Here is a 15320-nt window from a genome sequence, read left to right on the forward strand (position 1 = left end):
AAATGGAAACAGGGGATTTTTGCGGCTCTCCCCGGTTTGGTGGGTAAAATGTATTCTAAGATACAGTCTTGCGGGCGAGGGAGTGGGACGAACCACAGAGACACAAAGGACACAAAGGACACAAAGATCGATCAATCCTATGTAAGTTAAACTTATCACACAGAACCTAGAAGAGCCTTTTTGCTTGAATCTATGACTGTAACACTGCTCGCACCACCGGCTGAAATAATTCACCTGTCCGGGATTAGCTGGAAAACCTACGAAACGCTGCTCGCCGAAATGAGCGATCGCCGTCTGCGGCTGACCTACAATCGTGGCAATTTAGAAATCATGGCCCCTTCGACCGGACACGAATTTAGTAAAACCCTCATCGGTCGCTTTGTCGAAACCCTAGCGGAAGAATCAGTAGTCCCGATTTATCCCCTTGGTTCTACCACCTTTAAACGCCCTAAATTAAGTGGTGCAGAACCGGATGAATGCTTTTACATTGATAATATTGAGGCGGTTCGGGGGAAAAAGCGACTGGACTTAAATGAAGACCCTGCACCGGATTTAGTCATAGAAATTGATGTCACCAGCAGTTCTCAAAATCGCCTTCAGGTTTATGCAGATCTAGGCGTGGCAGAGGTTTGGGTTTATAATGGGGAATCTCTGGTTATCCAACAATTACAAAATGGCACTTATATCACCTCCCCAACCAGTCAGTTTTTTCCTAATTTACCCATCTTAGAAATTGCTATATTTTTACAACAAGCTGGCCAGACAGATTACCTAGAGTTAGTAAAAGCGTTTCGGAATTGGGTAAGAAGTCAGTTGAAAAAATAAAAGGAAGATTGTTGGACGTTAAATCTCACACCAATCTTCTGAACCAGAGTCTCAAAAATGGAAATTAACAAGTTTTCCTTTGGGGTCGTCGGTCGTCAACACCAAATTAGGTTACACTTCATCGACCCGAAGGTTAATGCGGATGGAGGGACTCGAACCCACACATCAAAGACACTAGAACCTAAATCTAGCGCGTCTACCAATTCCGCCACATCCGCAAATATAGCACTGTACCTGATCATAGCATAAGATACTATAGGAAAGATAAAATTTTTTATTCTTAATAATTTTATGCTCTTAGGTTTTGTCTTTCAGTCTCCTGGCCCCATCCTCTGGGAGATCGGACCGATTTCGGTGCGCTGGTATGGATTTCTCATCGCTATGGCGGTATTATTGGGTGTCACCCTCTCCCAGTACCTAGCTCAAAAAAGAGCGATCAATCCCGATTTAATCGCTGATTTGGCCATTTGGTTAGTAGTGGGGGCCATACCTGCAGCCCGTCTGTACTATGTTCTCTTTCAGTGGCAAGAATACGCGCAAAATCCTGCTGATATTATCGCCATTTGGAAGGGAGGTATCGCTATTCACGGGGCAATTATCGGGGGTTTGCTGGCAGCCCTAATTTTTGCCCGCATTAATCGGGTTTCTCTTTGGCAATTACTCGATCTAGTCGCACCTTCAGTTATTCTCGGTCAAGCGATTGGACGTTGGGGTAACTTTTTTAATTCGGAAGCTTTTGGCAGTCCGACTAATTTACCTTGGAAGTTGTTTATTCCTCCCGCTAGTCGTCCTTTAAAATATATCACCGTCGATTATTTTCACCCCACTTTTCTCTACGAATCTCTCTGGAATCTGGCAGTTTTTGCCCTACTTATCTATCTATTTTTCTGGGGTTTAAAACACCCTAGTAAATTAAAAATTGGCACCCTTACCCTAGTCTATTTTATCTCCTACAGTCTAGGTAGATTCTGGATCGAGGGACTACGCACCGATAGTTTAATGTTTGGGCCTCTGAAAATGGCACAAATAATTAGTTTGGCGGCGATCGCTGTTGGTATTTTCGGTTTATTCTGGTTATATAAACTGCAGCGTCCTTTACCAGATGTGGTGGCGACCGTCAGTTATAATCAAAAGTTACCCTAGCTAACCCTGACAATGGATCTAGTAACGATTTTTCAACAGGTTTTAAACGGTTTATCGATCGGTAGTGTCTATGCTATTTTTGCCCTCGGTTACACTTTGATTTTTTCCATTTTAGGGATTATCAATTTTGCCCATGGCGCAATTTTTACCCTCGGTGCCTATTTTACCTATGCTCTAGCGGGGGGAGTTTTCGGGTTTAATGGTTTATTAGCTAATGCCAAATTACCCTTTTCCTTGCCCTTTTTTTTAGCACTTTTGCTAGGCTGTATCCTTTCAGGTTTCACCTCGGTTCTTCTGGAAAGATTAGCCTTTAAACCTCTCCGGGTACGGGGTTCCGATTCTCTCTTAACTTTGGTTTCTAGCCTAGGAGCAGCCGTGGTGATTGTCAATGTTATTCAATACTTATTCGGAGCAGAAATTTATACTTTTCCCGATGGTATTTATGGCAATCTTCCCCCAGCAATTAATTTTGGTACAGCCGATCGCCCCGTGGCAATTCGCACAATTCAGATTATTATTTTTCTGGTTTCAGCAGTTATGGTAGCTTTACTAACTTATTGGGTTAATTTTACCAAAATGGGCAAAGCTCTACAAGCGGTAGCTGAAGATGTCACCACTGCCAGTTTGTTGGGGATCAATCCCGAAAAATTTATCGTGATTACCTTTTTTATTAGTGGTGCCTTGGCCGGTTTAGCAGGAACTTTAGTCGGTTCTAGTGTTAGTATCGCTGGCCCCTATTTCGGTATTGCTTTCGGATTAAAAGGTTTAGGAGTGATTGTTTTAGGGGGATTGGGAAGTATCCCCGGAGCGGTAATCGGTGGTTTATTATTGGGTATTGCCGAAGCTTTTGTTCCCGCAGAATATTCTGGTTATCGAGAAGCGATCGCTTTTGCTATTCTCTTTATTATGTTGTTAGTTCGTCCCCAAGGTTTACTAGGCAGAAAGTTAATTCAAAAAGTCTAATTCGGTTTAATTAGCCCCGAGAAAAACTGTTTTTCCCGACAAAGAAGATTGATAGGCAGCATAGGCCACTTCTAGGGCATAAAGACTGGCTTGGGGAGTAACATAAAGAGGAACCCGATCGAACAGATAATCTAACACCATGGCGGTATCTTTAGCAAAAAGACCGCGACGGGTTTCCACTTCTAAAGCTTGGCTACCTTCACTATTAATTAACTGCCCTGTTTCCCCTTCAAACATTAAGCTGCCCCCCTCGCCATGAATAGTGAAAGTTCGCTCATTTTGCCAAAAAACTTCCCCTTTACCGTAGGTAACTTCAGCAATTAAGCCATTTTTAAATAATAACTGCGCCTCACACAAACAGGCCAGAAAATAATCAGATTCCGGAGCATTCCAATAACGACAATGACAGGATACGGACTCCACTTCCCCAAATAAATTAGTAAAGCGATGGATACGAGAAAGGGCCGCAATCAAAGGAAACCCGAATAAATCCCGATGAAATGTCCAGCGCCGGGGTGCTGGTCTGCCGGGGGCGATCGTGGTATAACGGGCTAGGTGGATATTGCCGAGGCTGGCTAAATACTGCTGTTGGGTTTGATGCAGTCCCCCCAAAAGTTCAATATGTTCGACGTGCAGTAATTTCTTCTCGGTTTCGGCTAGGGTGATTAATTCTGCTGCCTCTGTCGGGTGAAAAGCCAGAGGATACTCGACGATAACGTGCTTACCGGATTTTAAGGCAGTACGGGCGATCGAGGCATGGGCCTGATTAACGTTGGCAATGACAATCAGATCGAGATCGGGATGGCTGGCCAGGCTTACTGCCGAATCTAGGGCAGAAATTTGGTATTTTTGCGAGAAATTAGCGATCGATTCGGGACTATTACCGCTAAAATGCAGAAGCTGCGCGCGATCATCCGCTTGCAAGCTTTCAGCGCGACGTTGAGCGGCGAACCCTGTGCCAACTATACCAATTTTTAGGGGACGATGAGAAGTCATCAGGGGCATTCTGGCGACGCTTTATCTTGGCAATCAACTCATCTATTATCTCAAAAATAGCGCCCTAAAAGATGTGGAGGGGTGAATTCATATTTTAAATGGGCAACGCCAATTTTTTGCTCCTGTTTAGGCCCCAGATCTTCTAAACCGCGATCGGTTGTCGGGGAGCATGACGACGAGGGGAAACCACCACGGGAGTTGGCGACACTGCACAGGTTAATTCTAGAGACTGTTCTAAACTAACCACCCGATTGAGTTGTTGCCATTCAGCACTAAAAGGAGGCATCGCTAGAGCGCAGGCTTTCCAATGAGCTTCGACGGGAACATCTAGTTGTTGACAAGTGCCACCGCGCCGACCTTGGGTTTGATAGTATCGGCAGTATCGACAGGAAGAAGTAAGAAAGTTTGCGGCTTGCATGGGTTGGCTTTAAAAGGAAGATCATTATAGGGAACTCAAGGGATGACTCTCTTTTTGCTCTGTGTAATATTGTCCTACCCCGTGCCAAGGGTATTTTCCCGACTACCACAGCTAGAACTGATATGCCATATAGTTTTTAGTGATCCCCAAAAAAAATTTTATTTTTAGAATCTTTTAATAGTTACTTTGCAAAAAGCAGCATTGTCTCAAAACTGAGGAGTTAAACTCAGTTGTGGCCGAGGTTATCGGCTCTAGTATCGGCGATAACAAAGCGGGGATCAAGCCTTAGCTGAATAGAATTGATGAATACAGGTTCAATTAAGACAGAAAAGATCGGCCAATTGATTCCTGACTCAAAACCACTCTTTCCACAAGACTATAAAAAAATTGCATCTTTTACCCCGCCCGACTGGGCAAAACAAAAAGCACAACATTGCCAACGCTCAAGCTCTCCGGAGGGACTGGGAGACTGACAACGAGGACAAATCGGCCAAGATCGGGTTCTGTGAACTATTTTCTGGCTCCAACTCTCTAAACTGTCTGGTTGCTGGGGATTTTCCTGCGGTTTTTCTGGGATAACATAACTAGGATGATCTCTCAGGGATTTAGGTGCGATCGCTTCTGGGGGAATTAACTGACTCTCTTGCTGCCAACGGGCAGCAGAAAAGCGGATATCGCTCAGGGGAGTCTCTAACTGACTATTAAGCCGTTTTAATAAGCTATAGCGTTGTAAAGACAATTCCTGTGCTAAAGTGGCGCTACTGGTAGCCACCGATAAAACCCCGCGATTGAGGGAAAAAGGCCGGGTTTGCTCCAGCAGACGGGGATTAATAATTTTTGGCCATAATTGCAGCACTTGATCATAGTGGCGATATTCTTCCCAACCCTCCTGTTGAGTAATAGCCGCCAAAATTTTGGCAAGAGAATGTAAAGACATAGGGAAAATCTAGAGAATACCACGTTAGACTAGGACGAAAAAACCTGCTAACTTTTCAGCATAACCTTATAATACCGTCATGAAATCCGATCGATCCCCATCCTCCCAAGATTTGCCTCTCTCGATCGTCCATCAACCCAGTTCAGCCATTGATCCCGCTCAGGAACCAGAATACCTAGAAGCTTCTATCATTAAAGTCTATCCCCCAGCTAAAAATGTCTTTTTTACTCCTTGGGGTATCCAGGCAATGGTGATCTTTTTAATTGCTAATATTCTCCTCAGTCTCAATCAATGGTTAACCAACACCACCCCCACCCCGAGGAAAGCTGAGAATTCCCCCCTCGAGCAGCGCCAAAATAACTCCCGCCACCTCGATCGATTGATAGCGATCGCTCGTCCGGTAGAGAAAACTCCTCAAACCAGTGCGATCGCTAATATTCCCGCTCCTCCCGTTAAAACTAGCCCGATCGCTAAGATTCCCGCCCCACCAGTGGTTCAGAGTCCCCCCACCGCTATCAATCCGACTAATGCCCTCTTACCGCCCAATCCGCCACCGTCCCTCATACCCGCCCATCAATTACCCGTCAGTAAGATCAAGCAATCTTTACCCGTCGCCCCCCCGGACCCCAGCAACCCGCCAGTATCTTCCCTAGTTTCGGCACCACCGCCACCACCGCCCCAAGTCAACCCCGCCCCCTCGACCGCGGTCATTAACGAACGAATGTTAGAGGAATTGCGTCAAAGAGAAGAATCACCCGCTAATTTACCCTTTTTTCAACGGGAAAAAGCCCGTCGTCTGGCTAATCAAAACCGACAGGATGCCACGGAGTTAATGAAACAGTTACCGCCAGAATTACAAGTATCCCCTTCTCCCTCTCCCAGTAGTCCGGCACCCCCAGAAACAGCCGATCCCTCCCAGTCCCCCGTCCCTAGTTCTATCATTATTGATAGGAGCGGCACTTCGGTAAACTATTAGGGTTGGTATCGGGAGGACGGTAATGGGTTTGTTTGAGCGCATGGGCCAAGCAATTCGCGCCCAAGTCAATAGTCTGATTCAGGAAAATCAAGATCCAGAAAAACTGCTGGAAAAGGCGATCTTGGAGATGGAAGGGGAATTGATCCAAATGCGACAAGCCCTGGCGGCAGCCGTCGCTACCCAGAAACGCACCGAGCGCCAACGACAACAACAGGAAAAAGCGGCTCAAACTTGGCACGAACGCGCCCAATTAGCCCTACATCACGGTAACGAGCAACTCGCCCGCCAAGCTTTGACTCAATGGCAAACCTATCAAAGTCAGATCGCCCCCCTACAAACCTCCCTGCAACAACAGACGGCTATTATACAAAAATTAAAGAAAGAACTCTTGACAATTGAACGCAAATATGCTGAGATGAAAGCACAGAAAAGCCTTTATCTGGCCAGATTGCGATCAGCGAGCGCCAGCCAAAAAGCCCAAGAAATTATGGGCAGTTTGAACAGCAGTCAGATGGGGACTATTTTCGAGAAATTAGAAGCAAAAGTCCTAGAAGCCGAATCCCAAGCCGATTTAATCCAGTATAAAGACCCCTTAGAGCGACAATTCCAAGATTTGGAGGGACAAAAACAAATTGAAGCGGAATTACTCAAGTTAAAACAAGAAAACTTGGATGAGTGATGTGGGGTGTAGGGTGTGGGGTGTATTTTCAGTGAACAGTAATCAGTAATCAGTAATCAGTAATCAGTAAACTCACATCTGACTGATGAATACTGACTGCTGATTGCTTCTGTAGTTGATCAGAAATTTGGGTTGAAAACCCCGTCCTTTTAGGATGGCCTTGTGCTAAAATACCCACAAGTGGTTCCGACCGTGAGAACGTGAGCAAACAGGTTAAACGTCCTACTCCGTGATCTCAAAATTTCTAACAGTCAATGGTGTTTAATTAAGTCCAAACTGTCAGAACCCAAAACAATTAAATACTGTGGGACACACAGAAATTTACGCTTGGGGAGTAGTCTTTAAGAGTGCTTGCCTTATAGGTGTAGTCGGACTAGATATGAAACTGTAAGTCCAAAGCTAACTTAGTTAGTAGAGGCCGGATTCAGCCCAAGAATCTCCGCACTTTTAGGGCGGAGAGTGTCAAATTGGATAATGAGCCGTTAGGCAAGATAGGAAATTTTAAGAACAGTTAACTGATTTAGTACACACCGAGAGGAACAAGAGCGTCATGGGTTTATTCGATCGCCTTAGCCGAGTTGTCCGAGCTAACCTCAATGATATGGTGAGCAAGGCTGAAGATCCAGAAAAAATGCTGGAACAAGCTGTCAGTGATATGCAAGAGGATCTAGTACAGGTACGTCAAGCGGTCGCTAGAGCGATCGCTGAACAACGACAAACGGAACAAAAATACAGCAAAGACCAGTCAGAAGCCAATAAATGGGAACAAAGAGCCAAATTAGCCCTTTCTAAAGGGGATGAAACTCTCGCTCGGGAAGCTCTTAAACGCAAGAAAGATTTCACGGAAACCGCCGCCATTCTCAAAAATCAACTGGATCAGCAAACGGTACAGGTAGAAAGTCTGAGAAAAAACTTGATTGCGCTCGAAAGTAAGATTTCTGAGGCAAAAACCAAGAAAAATATGTTAGTAGCTCGCTCCAGAGCCGCAAAAGCTAACGAAGAACTCCAAAAAACCCTCGGCAGTATCGATACCAGTAGTTCCATGTCCGCTTTTGAGCGCATGGAAGCAAAAGTTATCGAGTCAGAAGCCCGTGGTCAAGCGATCGGTGAAATCAGTGGTGTCGGCATCGAACAGGAATTCGCTAGACTAGAATCCGGTAGCGATGTGGATGATGAATTAGCACTGCTAAAAGCACAAATGTCTGGCGGGGCATTACCCGGTACAGCTTCTAGTCAACCCACTTTACCCCAAGCAACCACCGTCAGGGATTCGGCAGTGGATGCGGAATTAGAGGAATTGCGATCAAAGTTAAAAGAAATGTAAAACCTTGAGAGCGTCGAGACGTATTATCTATGGTACGTCTCTATTTATTAATTTTGTCGTTGAGATAGGGAATAAGCTAAGACGCATTTTAACCGCCTATCCCTAGATTAGTTCTCTCCTCCGACGTCGGGGGGCAAGGGTAGGGTTGATTCATGAATCAACCCTACTATGAATTAACCCTACCATGAATTAACCCTACCATGAATTAACCCTACCATGAATTAACCCTACTATGAATTAACCCTACTATGAATTAACCCTACTATGAATCAACTCTAGGGCAAGGGGGGGTTGGGGGGTGTTGCCTCCTGCATCATCTCAACAAGCAATTTAAATACTTAACATCTTCTTAATTGCTAGTCATAATTAACCATCACTATTATGCGGGATGATTTATCTAATTTACGTTCCTCAATTATCGAAGTAATTACCTTACAAAAAAGAGCCGAACAACAGTACAACCAAGCACAAGCTGAGGTTTTAAAATGGGAAGAAAGAGTTAAACTCGCTCTAGATAAAGGTGATGAGTCTTTGGCACAAGAAGCTAATATAAAGAAAAAACATCCCCCATCTTTTGCGGGTAAAGTGGCGATCAATGTCATTGATCGCCCCTAACCTGAATTTTCACTCGTTTAAGGGTTTGGTTGATCTGGGTCAGAAAGTCGGTGTTTGTTGGCTTCTTCAATGGCTCTCCTTACTTTTTCTCCTCTTCTTTCCGCTTCTCTTACGTGTTGCTCTAATTCTGGAAAGCTATTTTGAGAAGAAATGCTGATAACATTTCGACCTGCTTCTACGGCTAAAAATCCCAGTCCCAAAATCAAGGCAATTCGGACGATAATGCTGTCAATTTTTCGTTTTTCGTTGTCGTTCATAGTTTTAGGCAAATTCTAAAGTATTGACTAAAAATTTAATCAGAGCAATCTTTTCTGGATCGGGCAATTGAGCGGCGACTCGGAATAATATCCGCTGCTTTTGCCTTCTCTAATTCTAAAACCGATTCTACATCTTCTAATTGGGCGGTTAATTCTGCGAGGCTAATATTCAAAAATTTAGCAATTTTGCCAATATTCTTGCGTTTTGGGCAAGAATACCTGCGAAAACAGGTTCCCAATGCCTGAGTCGGTAGAGCCATCGCTCTGGCTAATTCCGATCTGAAAGAGTGGTTAGCTGCGTTGGTACGGCTAAAAGCACAAATGTTACTGGGTAACACTGCCCATCCACCCACCGTCAGGGATTCAGCAGTAGATGCAGAATTAGAGGAATTGCGATCGAAGTTAAAAGAACTGTAAAACTTTGAGATTGTCGAGACGTATTACAGCCCTTCTCATCAATATGAAGTATAGCCTAATCTGGTATCTAGGACAGAATATCGTCTAATGTTAACCGTTTCGGCGTTTCCCAGAACGAAAGCTTTGTACCTCATAATTATAAAAAAAAATCCCAAGCAATGCCGCTCAAAACCCTTTAATTCTGAAGATAATCCTAAGATTCACCCCGAAAAAGAGCCAGAAAGGTGAGGATAGCTAGGATGGAAGTGAAAAGCAATTTTGACTCGAAATTATCCCAGGGGATCGATCGCATTTAACGAAACCCTTACCCTAATAGCATAAGACAAGAGAAGGACTTATTAAGGAGAAACCCAGCCATGAAAATCGGCGTAATCAAAGAAAGTGACCAAGGCGAGGCGCGGGTGGCGCTAGTGCCGGATACCGTCGCCCGTTTAGTCAAGGCGGGATTTGAGGTAATTGTCGAAAATGGGGCGGGAATTAGTGCCAACTTTGCCGATAGTGCCTATAGTGCCGTGGGAGCCGCCCTGAGCGAAAACAGCGAATATATCTATGAAACTGCCGATATTATTCTCAAAGTCGTCCCTCCTAGCGATAGCGAGATCGATCGCCTGAAAGGTGGCGGTATCCTCATCGGCTTTCTCGATCCCCTGCGTCAACCCCGGCGCATTGCCAAATTAGCCGATCGCGGGATCACCGCTTTGAGCATGGAATTAATTCCCCGCAGTAGTCGCGCCCAGAGTATGGATGCCCTCTCCTCTCAGGCTAACCTCGCCGGTTACAAAGCGGTACTCCTCGCCGCCGTGCAGCTGCCGAAAATGTTCCCGATGATGACTACCGCCGCCGGTACGATCGCCCCAGCCAAAGTGCTGGTATTGGGGGCAGGAGTGGCTGGATTGCAAGCTTGCGCCACCGCCCGCCGTTTGGGGGCAGTGGTGGAGGCTTTTGATATTCGTCCCCAAGTCAAAGAAGAAGTGCAGAGTGTCGGGGCGAAATTTATTGAAATGCCCCTAGAAGAAGATACCGTCGCCGATAACGGTTACGCCAAAGAGGTTTCTCTTAGCACACAGGAGCGCATTTGTCAAGCCCTAGCCGAACCAATTAAGCGGGCTGATGTGGTGATCACCACCGCCCAAGTACCGGGGAAACAAGCCCCGCTGCTAGTCACCAAAGAAATGATCGCCACCATGAAAGCGGGGTCGGTAATCGTTGATTTAGCGGCGGAACAGGGGGGAAATTGCGCCTACACCCAACCGGGACGAGAAATCATCGAAAATGGGGTTAAAATCGTCGGAGCCGTTAATCTTCCTGCCACAGTGGCCACCAATGCCAGCCAGATGTATGCCAAAAACCTGCAAATGCTGCTACAGCTTCTAGTCAGCAAAGAGGGCAGTTTAAACCTCGATTTTGCCGATGACATCATTGATAGTGCCTGTGTTACCCACGCTGGCGAAATCCGCAACCAACGCATTAAATCCGCCCTCAGTGAACAGTTATCCGCTTTTTAGCTATCAGGATTCAGGAGTCGGTCGTCAGGAGTCGGTCGTCAGGAGGCAGGAGGCAGGAGATTATTTTTATTTATCCTTCCCACTTCCCATTTCCCCAATCCCCCACTTCCCCAATCCCCCACTTCCCCACTTCCCCACTTCCCCAATCCCCCACTTCCCCAATCCCCCACTTCCCCAATCCCCCACTTCCCTATCCCCAAACCCTATCCCCTATTTCTTTAACCAATGACTGCCCAACTTTTAACCGCTTTAGTGGTATTTGTCCTCGCTTCCTTTGTCGGTTTCGAGGTGATCAATAAAGTTCCTCCCACTCTCCATACACCCCTGATGTCGGGAGCGAATGCAATTTCAGGTATCGCCGTTGTTGGTGCGCTCCTCATCGCCGGAGGCACGGATTGGCACCAATTAACCGTAATTTTAGGGTTAATTGCCGTTATTTTGGCGATGGTTAACGTGGTCGGTGGTTTTGTCGTTACCGATCGAATGCTGCAAATGTTCAAGAAAAAAGAGGCTAAATCATGAATAATGCCCTGATCACAGGGATCGAGTTATCCTATCTACTCGCCGCCATTTTATTTATCATCGGTCTTAAACAATTATCTTCCCCCGCTACTGCCCGTCAAGGCAATTTTCTGGCTGCCATTGGGATGCTAATCGCCGTTATTGCCACCTTAATCAATCAAGAAATCCTCAGCTATGGTTTAATCGCCGTAGCGTTGGTGATTGGCTCAATTATCGGCTTAGTTTCGGCGCAAAAAGTCCCGATGACAGCTATGCCCCAAATGGTGGCGATTTTTAACGGTTTAGGCGGTGCTGCCAGTGCTTTAATTGCCATGGGCGAATACTGGCGTTTACTGCAAAGTGGTGAAAATATTGCCTTTGACTCGATACTGATCGCTATTTTGGGTATATTGATCGGCGGTGTCACTTTTACCGGTAGTGTCCTCGCTTTTGCCAAATTACAGGAATTAATCAGTGGCGCACCCGTAACTTTTCCTTTCCAGCAACCCTTTAACATTCTCTTGCTACTCACCTTTTTAGGGGGTAGTGTCTATCTCTTTTTTGATCCCACCTCGATCGATGTTTTCCTGACCTTGGTGGGACTTTCCCTAATTTTCGGGGCTTTATTCGTGCTTCCCATCGGCGGCGGCGATATGCCCGTGGTTATCTCCCTCTTAAACTCTTTTTCGGGAATTGCCGCCAGCGTAGTCGGTTTTATCCTGATGAATAGTATGTTGATCATCGCCGGTGCTTTGGTGGGTGCGTCGGGGATTATCCTAACTCAGATCATGTGTAAAGCCATGAATCGATCGCTGGCTAGTGTACTATTTGGGGCATTTGGTACAGGTGCTAGTGCCGGAGGTGAAGCGAGCGCCACTTCTAGCCTTGATAAATCGGTTCATGCGATCGATTCAGAGGAAGGGGCCATGATGCTCGGTTATGCGCGTTCTGTGGTGATTGTACCCGGTTACGGCATGGCAGTGGCCCAAGCACAACACGCAGTGCGAGAATTGGCTGAACAGTTGGAAAAAAATGGCGTTGAGGTTAAATATGCTATTCACCCCGTGGCAGGAAGAATGCCAGGACACATGAATGTATTATTGGCCGAAGCTAATGTTCCCTATCCGCAGCTCTACGATATGGATGATATTAATCCTGAGTTTGAGCGCGTCGATGTGGCGTTAATTATTGGGGCGAATGATGTGGTTAATCCCGCTGCCCGTCACGATAAAGCTAGTCCGATTTATGGAATGCCGATTCTCGACGTGGATAAGGCACAGCACACGATCGTGATTAAGCGCAGTATGCGATCGGGTTTTGCCGGGGTAGAAAACGAATTATTCTACAATCCTAAAACCTTTATGCTCTTTGGTAGCGCTCAAGATGTGGTAGCACAATTAGTATCACAAGTCAAGGATTTGTCATAATTCTTAACAAAAAAGACGGGGTGAAAACCCCGTCTTTTTTTTATCCGATTTTCCAGAGTTTAAAGATAATCAAGAACTAATTCCCCTTTGCTCACTTTTTCGGTAATTAAAGTTCTGACTAACTGTAATTCTTCCAGGGTTACTTTACCATCAGACCTCATAGTTAGAGCGATTCTTTCCCTTTCCCCTTGAGTGATCACGCCATCAACACTAGCCTGTTCGATAATAGCTCGCAACTTTTCTAGTTCCTGTTGTTCTTCTGCGGTTAATTCTACTTGATTAGGACGAGATATTTCCATAAAAATTTCTCCTTGAGTGATCAACACAAACTTGGTAATTTTTTCTAAGTAGTGGAACCCATGGCAGTTATCCCCAGTCAGCATCAGCAATCAGGGACAATGATTTTAGCAAGAGCTAGACCTTGATTCTTGACAGGGAGCCACTAAACCTCAATAGATGATCGATGATAACTGATAGAGCTTACAGTATAGTGATTAATAGAAGCAATTTGCAAAGAATTATCGAGATAAAGAATGGATATTCGATCGACTGACACCTCGCTCCTTACTTGGACAGGAGATACTTTAGCCCTAGGTTTACCAGAAGGAGCCATCGAGATTGCAGGAGAATTGGCAGAATTAAACGATAAACTAGGGGGAAACCTAGAGGATCTCATCTCCGAGACGGAATTCGAGGGAAAATTAGGCAGCAGTGCGGCGACTCGTCTAGGTGGTGGTCCGATTCGCAAATTAATCCTGGTGGGATTGGGAAAAACTGCCGATTTCGACCTGCAAACCCTGCGTCTAGCGGCCGCTGCCATCGCTCGTCTGGCCAAACAACAAAAAAGCCAAGCTCTGGCCATCAGTTTACCAGTAGTTGGCAATCAGTCCGCTACTGCTGGAGCAATCGCAGAAGGGCTGCTGCTGGCCAATCATCAGGATACCCGCTTCAAATCCACTAAAGAGGAAAAAGGAGCCAAATTAGAAACCGTCGAGTTATTGGGTTTAGGAGAGCAAACATCAGCGATCGCCAAGGCCGAGCAAATCTGTTCCGGAGTGATTTTGGCCAGAGAATTAGTCAATGCTCCCGCTAACACCGTCACCCCCCTAACCATGGCAGAAACCGCCGAGCAAATTGCCGCCGAATACGGATTAAGTCTCAAAATTCTGGAACAGGAAGAATGCGAAAGCTTGGGCATGGGAGCCTTCTTAGGAGTAGCCAAAGCCTCGGATATTCCCCCAAAATTCCTTCATTTAATCTATAAACCCCAAGGAACCCCGAAACGTAAACTAGCAATCGTCGGTAAAAGTTTAACCTTTGATTCCGGCGGTTTGAATATTAAAGGAGCCGGCAGTGGCATCGAAACCATGAAAATGGATATGGGAGGTGGTGCCGCCACCCTAGGCGCAGCTAAGGCGATCGCGCAATTACGGCCAGAAGTGGAAGTACACTTTATCTGTCCGGCTACAGAAAATATGATTAGTGGTCGCGCTATGCACCCAGGGGACATTTTAACCGCTTCTAACGGCAAAACTATTGAAGTTAATAACACCGATGCCGAGGGACGATTAACCCTGGCCGATGCCTTGGTTTTTGCGGAAAAATTAGAGGTGGATGCGATCGTGGATCTAGCCACTTTAACCGGGGCCTGTGTCGTCGCTTTGGGGGAAGATATCGCCGGTTTATGGAGCAGCGATGAGAGTCTCGCTGCTCAAATCCAAGAGGCCGCTAAATTGGCCGGCGAAAAATTCTGGCCAATGCCTCTAGAAGAAAAATATTTCGAGGGGATGAAGTCTCAAATTGCCGATATGAAAAACACCGGCCCGCGTCCAGGCGGTTCCATTACAGCCGCTTTATTTTTGAAGCAATTCATTAATAATACTCCCTGGCTCCACCTAGATATCGCAGGACCCGTCTGGTCCGATAAGGAAAATGGCGTTAATAATTCCGGGGCCACCGGTTTTCCCGTCCGCACTCTAGTTAATTGGGTAATAGCCAATAATTAAGTTATCGGTAAGCAGTAAGCGGTATTAGGTGAGGAGTATTTTCACTGATTACTGATTACTGTTTACTGATTCCTGAAAAATCTGCCCAAACCCTAACCCCTATTCCCTTCACTCTCGAGAAACTTAACTCAGGCTGAGGAAGCCTCAACCAGTTGAAAGCCAAGGGATTGCGCCTTTTTCGAGAGATTGTTGTTGACATCCTCACCGCCGTAAACGGACGGTGATTCCCAAACCTCACGATTTGGGTTTCTGCTTCTTTCCCTTGCGGGGTTCCGCACCTGCCTTAACAGATTTACTCTGTTCTGGTCTTATGGTCGCTCTACAGACTGAC

General features: G+C 45.9%; 17 protein-coding genes and 1 tRNA gene. 11 read left to right on the plus strand and 7 right to left on the minus strand.

What is annotated here, in order from left to right; translation table 11 throughout:
• The first annotated feature begins 192 nt into the window (after positions 1-192).
• Positions 193-825 (plus strand): Uma2 family endonuclease, encoded by a 633-nt coding sequence (locus IM515_RS10620; protein ID WP_287627187.1) that lies wholly within the window; start codon positions 193-195, stop codon positions 823-825.
• A 137-nt stretch (positions 826-962) separates the two neighbouring features.
• On the opposite strand, the gene IM515_RS10625 is transcribed toward IM515_RS10620, so the two are convergent.
• A tRNA-Leu gene (locus IM515_RS10625) sits at positions 963-1043 on the minus strand.
• Between the two features lie 73 nt (positions 1044-1116).
• Here IM515_RS10625 and lgt point away from each other — a divergent pair.
• Together lgt and IM515_RS10635 are read left to right on the plus strand one after the other, a co-directional pair.
• Positions 1117-1968 carry a prolipoprotein diacylglyceryl transferase gene (gene lgt, locus IM515_RS10630; protein WP_287627188.1) on the plus strand — a complete coding sequence of 284 codons (852 nt, stop codon included), beginning with the start codon at positions 1117-1119 and terminating at the stop codon, positions 1966-1968.
• A 12-nt stretch (positions 1969-1980) separates the two neighbouring features.
• Positions 1981-2931, plus strand: a complete 951-nt coding sequence (locus IM515_RS10635) for a branched-chain amino acid ABC transporter permease (RefSeq protein WP_002757675.1) — start codon at positions 1981-1983, stop codon at positions 2929-2931.
• 6 nt (positions 2932-2937) lie between these two features.
• Here IM515_RS10635 and IM515_RS10640 read toward each other — a convergent pair whose 3' ends face one another.
• From IM515_RS10640 to IM515_RS10650, 3 genes are all read right to left on the minus strand, one after another.
• Positions 2938-3936 (minus strand): Gfo/Idh/MocA family protein, encoded by a 999-nt coding sequence (locus IM515_RS10640; protein WP_287627189.1) that lies wholly within the window; start codon positions 3934-3936, stop codon positions 2938-2940.
• Positions 3937-4069: 133 nt separating this feature from the next.
• Positions 4070-4345 carry a hypothetical protein gene (locus IM515_RS10645; RefSeq protein WP_002757677.1) on the minus strand — a complete coding sequence of 92 codons (276 nt, stop codon included), beginning with the start codon at positions 4343-4345 and terminating at the stop codon, positions 4070-4072.
• A 376-nt stretch (positions 4346-4721) separates the two neighbouring features.
• Positions 4722-5282: a DciA family protein gene (locus IM515_RS10650; protein ID WP_002766932.1), complete on the minus strand. Its 561-nt coding sequence runs from the start codon at positions 5280-5282 to the stop codon at positions 4722-4724.
• A 79-nt stretch (positions 5283-5361) separates the two neighbouring features.
• On the opposite strand from IM515_RS10650, the gene IM515_RS10655 reads away from it, so the two are divergent.
• The 4 genes from IM515_RS10655 (at position 5362) to IM515_RS10670 (ending at position 8876) form a co-directional block, all read left to right on the plus strand.
• Complete coding sequence (locus IM515_RS10655; protein ID WP_287627190.1) at positions 5362-6258, plus strand: hypothetical protein; 897 nt, start codon at positions 5362-5364, stop codon at positions 6256-6258.
• A gap of 22 nt (positions 6259-6280) precedes the next feature.
• Positions 6281-6937, plus strand: coding sequence for a PspA/IM30 family protein (locus tag IM515_RS10660; protein WP_002766930.1), 657 nt, complete (start codon positions 6281-6283; stop codon positions 6935-6937).
• Between the two features lie 550 nt (positions 6938-7487).
• Positions 7488-8261 (plus strand): PspA/IM30 family protein, encoded by a 774-nt coding sequence (locus tag IM515_RS10665; protein ID WP_002766919.1) that lies wholly within the window; start codon positions 7488-7490, stop codon positions 8259-8261.
• Positions 8262-8642: 381 nt separating this feature from the next.
• Positions 8643-8876, plus strand: coding sequence for a PspA/IM30 family protein (locus IM515_RS10670; RefSeq protein WP_287627191.1), 234 nt, complete (start codon positions 8643-8645; stop codon positions 8874-8876).
• Positions 8877-8893: 17 nt separating this feature from the next.
• On the opposite strand, the gene IM515_RS10675 is transcribed toward IM515_RS10670, so the two are convergent.
• Together IM515_RS10675 and IM515_RS10680 are read right to left on the minus strand one after the other, a co-directional pair.
• The gene (locus tag IM515_RS10675; RefSeq protein WP_002797307.1) at positions 8894-9133 is read right to left on the minus strand and encodes a hypothetical protein; all 240 of its coding nucleotides are present in this window, start codon (positions 9131-9133) and stop codon (positions 8894-8896) included.
• 35 nt (positions 9134-9168) lie between these two features.
• Positions 9169-9393, minus strand: coding sequence for a hypothetical protein (locus IM515_RS10680; RefSeq protein WP_287627192.1), 225 nt, complete (start codon positions 9391-9393; stop codon positions 9169-9171).
• A gap of 513 nt (positions 9394-9906) precedes the next feature.
• Between IM515_RS10680 and IM515_RS10685 the strand changes: the two genes are divergently transcribed.
• From IM515_RS10685 to IM515_RS10695, 3 genes are all read left to right on the plus strand, one after another.
• A complete protein-coding gene (locus tag IM515_RS10685) occupies positions 9907-11055 on the plus strand; it encodes a Re/Si-specific NAD(P)(+) transhydrogenase subunit alpha (RefSeq protein WP_002745773.1) in 1149 nt (382 codons plus the stop codon).
• A 225-nt stretch (positions 11056-11280) separates the two neighbouring features.
• Positions 11281-11577 (plus strand): NAD(P) transhydrogenase subunit alpha part 2, encoded by a 297-nt coding sequence (locus IM515_RS10690; RefSeq protein ID WP_002785583.1) that lies wholly within the window; start codon positions 11281-11283, stop codon positions 11575-11577.
• Positions 11574-12983 (plus strand): NAD(P)(+) transhydrogenase (Re/Si-specific) subunit beta, encoded by a 1410-nt coding sequence (locus tag IM515_RS10695; protein WP_002766910.1) that lies wholly within the window; start codon positions 11574-11576, stop codon positions 12981-12983. The genes IM515_RS10690 and IM515_RS10695 overlap by 4 nt, the downstream gene beginning before the upstream one ends.
• Before the next feature lie 59 nt (positions 12984-13042).
• On the opposite strand, the gene IM515_RS10700 is transcribed toward IM515_RS10695, so the two are convergent.
• Positions 13043-13282 carry a hypothetical protein gene (locus tag IM515_RS10700; RefSeq protein ID WP_043995489.1) on the minus strand — a complete coding sequence of 80 codons (240 nt, stop codon included), beginning with the start codon at positions 13280-13282 and terminating at the stop codon, positions 13043-13045.
• Between the two features lie 234 nt (positions 13283-13516).
• Between IM515_RS10700 and IM515_RS10705 the strand changes: the two genes are divergently transcribed.
• A complete protein-coding gene (locus IM515_RS10705) occupies positions 13517-14989 on the plus strand; it encodes a leucyl aminopeptidase (protein WP_287627194.1) in 1473 nt (490 codons plus the stop codon).
• Positions 14990-15320: the final 331 nt, after the last annotated feature.

Origin of the sequence: Microcystis sp. M44BS1 (assembly GCF_020244875.1) — a bacterium.
In the GTDB taxonomy this organism is placed as follows: Bacteria; Cyanobacteriota; Cyanobacteriia; order Cyanobacteriales; family Microcystaceae; genus Microcystis; species Microcystis panniformis.

What these genes read in the sequence shown, in the direction of transcription:
- IM515_RS10620 (WP_287627187.1), top strand. Translation starts at nt 193, where the DNA reads ATGACTGTAACACTGCTCGCACCACCGGCTGAAATAATTCACCTGTCC.
- lgt (WP_287627188.1), top strand. Translation starts at nt 1,117, where the DNA reads ATGCTCTTAGGTTTTGTCTTTCAGTCTCCTGGCCCCATCCTCTGGGAG.
- IM515_RS10635 (WP_002757675.1), top strand. Translation starts at nt 1,981, where the DNA reads ATGGATCTAGTAACGATTTTTCAACAGGTTTTAAACGGTTTATCGATC.
- IM515_RS10640 (WP_287627189.1), bottom strand. Translation starts at nt 3,936, where the DNA reads ATGCCCCTGATGACTTCTCATCGTCCCCTAAAAATTGGTATAGTTGGC.
- IM515_RS10645 (WP_002757677.1), bottom strand. Translation starts at nt 4,345, where the DNA reads ATGCAAGCCGCAAACTTTCTTACTTCTTCCTGTCGATACTGCCGATAC.
- IM515_RS10650 (WP_002766932.1), bottom strand. Translation starts at nt 5,282, where the DNA reads ATGTCTTTACATTCTCTTGCCAAAATTTTGGCGGCTATTACTCAACAG.
- IM515_RS10655 (WP_287627190.1), top strand. Translation starts at nt 5,362, where the DNA reads ATGAAATCCGATCGATCCCCATCCTCCCAAGATTTGCCTCTCTCGATC.
- IM515_RS10660 (WP_002766930.1), top strand. Translation starts at nt 6,281, where the DNA reads ATGGGTTTGTTTGAGCGCATGGGCCAAGCAATTCGCGCCCAAGTCAAT.
- IM515_RS10665 (WP_002766919.1), top strand. Translation starts at nt 7,488, where the DNA reads ATGGGTTTATTCGATCGCCTTAGCCGAGTTGTCCGAGCTAACCTCAAT.
- IM515_RS10670 (WP_287627191.1), top strand. Translation starts at nt 8,643, where the DNA reads ATGCGGGATGATTTATCTAATTTACGTTCCTCAATTATCGAAGTAATT.
- IM515_RS10675 (WP_002797307.1), bottom strand. Translation starts at nt 9,133, where the DNA reads ATGAACGACAACGAAAAACGAAAAATTGACAGCATTATCGTCCGAATT.
- IM515_RS10680 (WP_287627192.1), bottom strand. Translation starts at nt 9,393, where the DNA reads ATGGCTCTACCGACTCAGGCATTGGGAACCTGTTTTCGCAGGTATTCT.
- IM515_RS10685 (WP_002745773.1), top strand. Translation starts at nt 9,907, where the DNA reads ATGAAAATCGGCGTAATCAAAGAAAGTGACCAAGGCGAGGCGCGGGTG.
- IM515_RS10690 (WP_002785583.1), top strand. Translation starts at nt 11,281, where the DNA reads ATGACTGCCCAACTTTTAACCGCTTTAGTGGTATTTGTCCTCGCTTCC.
- IM515_RS10695 (WP_002766910.1), top strand. Translation starts at nt 11,574, where the DNA reads ATGAATAATGCCCTGATCACAGGGATCGAGTTATCCTATCTACTCGCC.
- IM515_RS10700 (WP_043995489.1), bottom strand. Translation starts at nt 13,282, where the DNA reads ATGGAAATATCTCGTCCTAATCAAGTAGAATTAACCGCAGAAGAACAA.
- IM515_RS10705 (WP_287627194.1), top strand. Translation starts at nt 13,517, where the DNA reads ATGGATATTCGATCGACTGACACCTCGCTCCTTACTTGGACAGGAGAT.